We start from the raw sequence: 3,577 nt of genomic DNA on the forward strand, positions 1-3,577 counted from the left end.
CCCGGATTATTCCGCATACGGATCTCCGGGGCCTGCAATCCCCGGAGAATACGCGGCATGGGGGCGGCGCCAATACGGAATAATCAGAGGGTCTTCAAGAAAGCCAGCAGGCGATCATTGGGACGGAAACGCGGTGCTCGCACATCGGTGGTCGCGGCCTTCGCCAGCGCCTGTTCTTTTAGTTGCATATCCGCCTGGAAATAAATGGCAGTAGTTTCCACCGATTCGTGACCGAGCCAGAGGGCGATCACGACGCGATCTGCGCCATGGTGCAGCAAATTCATCGCCAGCGAATGTCTCAAACTGTGCGGCGTTATTTTCTTACCGATGAGTGAGGGGCAGTGAAGGCGCGCTACCGCGAGATGCTTGTCCAGCAGATATTGCAGACTGTCATGGCTTAACGCCGTACCACGCAGCGATTGAAAGATCGGGTTGGCCGGTGGGTAGTGGCATTCGCGCAGCCAACTGCGCAGCACCGCCACCGTATTTTTGCGCAGCGGCGTACAGCGCTCCTTTCGGCCCTTCCCCATACAGCGTACATACGCACCGGTGCCCAGTACAAAGTCTTGACCGCGCAGGCCGAGGAGTTCCGATGCGCGCAGCCCTGTTCGCAAGGCCAGTAGTAGCAGGGCTCTATCCCGCCGCCCGAGCCACGTCGTGAGGTCAGGCGCGGCGAGTAGCGCGTCCGCTTCATCCGGCGTCAGGTAAGCAATTGGTCGGCGCACATAGCGTTTGCTCGGCATCGCGAGAACGCATTGCGCCACGGCGCTGTACTCCGGCGCGTGCAGGGCGACATAGCGGAAGAAGGAATGAATGGCGGCCAGGCGCACATTACGGCTGCGGGCACTGTTGTCACGGTCCTGCTCGAGATGATCGAGGAACATACCGATGAATGCTGCATTCAAGTCGGGCACCGCCAGCGCTGAGGGTGATTTGCGCAGGCGCTGCTGCGCAAACTGCAGGAGCAAGCGAAAGGTATCGCGGTAACTTGCGACGGTGTGTGAACTGACCTGTCGCTGACGCAGGAGTCGATTCAGGAAGAACGACTCCAGAAGCGACGAGAAAGTGCTGACACTTTGAGTTGTGTTCATGACCGCATTCCTCCCTCGGAGCGTGCTACCCGGCGCATTACGTAGTGCATTAACTGCGGCGTCGCGGTGAGATACCAGTAGGTATCGGTAATGTGGGCATGTCCGAGATAGGTGGAAAGTTCCGGCAGATGCCGTTCGACATCGACGCCGCGGCGATGCCACCCGGTCAGTGTGTTGATGGCCAGCCGATGCCGAAAGTCCAGCAGACGAGGTCCGCGTGAATCATCCGGGCCGCGCAGGCCGAGTTGGCGAGACAATTTGACGAAAGTCCACCGTACTGCCCATTCCGTCAGGCGAGTGCCACGCTCAGAGAGGAAGAAGCTCGCACTATCAGGGTATCGACACAAACGATCCCGGCGCTTTGCATAGCGTTGCAACGCAGATTGCGTGGTGGGATGCACCGGCACATAGCGCGACTTACCGAATTTGCTATCGCGAATCGTCAGCACGCCATTGACGAGATCGACATCATCGCGATCCAGATGCAAGGCTTCATTGGTCCGCAGACCGGTTGCAACATATAAGCCGAATAGCGTGGCATATGTATGCGGTCGCAGACCGGTCGCCGATGGTAGCTGCCGTGCCAGCTCAAGCAAGTGGTCGATGTCTTCGTCGCGATAAATGTAGGGTTCCGGACGTTGTAACTGATACGGCAGCAAGTCCGGTGATGGCACGAGAGTGCGTGGATCGCTCGCGCTGCAGTATTGCGCAAACCGACGCACCATGCCTAAGCGGTTCGCCCATTGCGCCGGCTGCACATCGGCAGGTTGGGTCGCCCACGCCAGAGCGAGATCGGTGGTGATGTACGTGGCGCCCGCGGCGTCGGCGAAGTCGACGAAACGTTGCAGCAAGCGTCCGGGCAACCGCAACTTGACGCCGAGGGCACGACGCAGCGCCAGATACTGATCGAGGGAAACCTGTAACGACGGAGTGACGGGTGATTTGCTCATGATGCACTCCCCGGCCACGGCGGGGCGATGCGCCGTAGCGCAGCGATATCCACCTTGGCGTAAATCTGCGTCGTCGTCGGTTGCTGATGCCGGAGCAATTGACCAATCTCATCGAGGGAGGCGCCCCGACGCAGCAGTTCGGTGGCCAGCGAATGCCGCAGCAAATGCGCCCCTTTGAACTCGGGGTTCAAGCCGGCGCGTTGCAGTGCGCGGCGCACGACATCGCAAACGGCAACAGGGCTGGCAAAGCCACGCTGCGGAGCTCTCGAGCGGATAAACACGCGACGCGTCGAGCACATGGGACGAACGTGACGCAGATAGTGCGCCAAGGCGACGCCGACGTCCCTGGGCAGTGGCAATCGTGCCAGTCGTTGGCCCTTGCCGCGCACGAGAATCTCGCCGGCCTCCCAGTCCAGATCCTCCAAATTCATCTCGACCACTTCTCCGGCACGCAACCCCAGCCGCGCCAGGAGCAGCAAGATCGCATAATCCCGTTGGCCTGCCAGTGTGTCGCGATCGCAGGACTCGAGCAGTCGCTCCACTTGTTCGGGTGGCAGCGACTTGGGCAGGCGCGATAAGCGCCAGTGCGCAACGCCCGGCACGGCGGCGGCCAGATCCGTGTTGATAGCTCCGCGTTGGAGTAGAAAACGCAGGAACGAGCGCAGCGCCGTGACGGTCAGTTTGGCGTAAGTACGGCTGACCCGCTGGACTTGACCAAGGATGAAGTGATGGAGATCTTGCGGGCACAATTGCGCAACACGTGGCGCGTTGCAGGGGAACCGCTCAGTCAAAAAACGTCGCACGATAAGCAGATAGTTGATCAACGTCGACGGCGAGAGGCCGCGTTCCGACCTGAGGAATAGCTCAAAATCTCGCGTTAGCTTGCCCACCGCGCTCCGATCGATCGGTGGTGACACTGCCCGAGCGCAGCCGATGTCGCGTAAGAACGTGAGCAGTTGTTGCGTCGTCGCGACGTCTCCGCGTTGCGCGACACCGCGACGGCGGCGACCCACGTGAAATTGCCGGAGCCCCTGGTCATCCAGCTTTGCCAATGGAACCTTGTGCCGCTTGAGCCAGAGACTGAGTTCCGCCACCAGCTTACATTTGACGTGAACAGTCGTCGCGGCGTAACCCTCGCTGGCGAGGAACGTTGCAAATCTATCGAGGTGGGATGTCAGCGGGCCACCACCGGAGCAACCGGGGAGTGCCGTGACGGCACCGTTGCGAGTGATCTTCATCGTGAGTCTCCCTGAATCGGGGGGGAAATCCCCAGGAAGACGACACTCCAATAACGTCGAAAACTCAAGCGCCCACCGTAGCGCAGATCACTTACGCAAAATCTGTATTGATTCACCGTCCCGTAAAAACGCTGGCGAAGGCCGCGACCACCGATGTCCGAGCACCGCGCTTCCGTCCCGATGATCGCCTGCTGGCCTTCTCGAAGACCCTCTGATTATTCCGTATTGGCGCCGCCCCCATGCCGCGTATTCTCCGGGGATTGCAGGCCCCGGAGATCCGTATGCGGAATAATCCGGG

Annotated in this window: 3 protein-coding genes; all 3 read right to left on the reverse strand. The window is 60.4% G+C overall.

All coding sequences use genetic code 11. The features are described from left to right. Nucleotides 1-83: 83 nt before the first annotated feature. Genes ACYP5B_RS43540 through ACYP5B_RS43550 form a run of 3 tightly spaced genes read right to left on the reverse strand, consistent with a single transcriptional unit; the run spans nt 84 to nt 3,279 of the window. Nucleotides 84-1,091 carry a tyrosine-type recombinase/integrase gene (locus ACYP5B_RS43540; RefSeq protein WP_459573756.1) on the reverse strand — a complete coding sequence of 336 codons (1,008 nt, stop codon included), beginning with the start codon at nt 1,089-1,091 and terminating at the stop codon, nt 84-86. After that, nucleotides 1,088-2,041, reverse strand: a complete 954-nt coding sequence (locus ACYP5B_RS43545) for a tyrosine-type recombinase/integrase (RefSeq protein ID WP_459573758.1) — start codon at nt 2,039-2,041, stop codon at nt 1,088-1,090. The genes ACYP5B_RS43540 and ACYP5B_RS43545 overlap by 4 nt, the downstream gene beginning before the upstream one ends. Beyond that, nucleotides 2,038-3,279, reverse strand: coding sequence for a site-specific integrase (locus ACYP5B_RS43550; RefSeq protein WP_459573760.1), 1,242 nt, complete (start codon nt 3,277-3,279; stop codon nt 2,038-2,040). Before ACYP5B_RS43550 ends, ACYP5B_RS43545 begins: the two co-directional genes overlap by 4 nt. Between the last annotated feature and the right edge of the window lie 298 nt (nt 3,280-3,577).

It is taken from the genome of Cupriavidus sp. 8B, from assembly GCF_054589115.1.

Coding starts and splice junctions, on each gene's coding strand:
- ACYP5B_RS43540 (WP_459573756.1), bottom strand. CDS start 1,091: ATGAACACAACTCAAAGTGTCAGCACTTTCTCGTCGCTTCTGGAGTCG.
- ACYP5B_RS43545 (WP_459573758.1), bottom strand. CDS start 2,041: ATGAGCAAATCACCCGTCACTCCGTCGTTACAGGTTTCCCTCGATCAG.
- ACYP5B_RS43550 (WP_459573760.1), bottom strand. CDS start 3,279: ATGAAGATCACTCGCAACGGTGCCGTCACGGCACTCCCCGGTTGCTCC.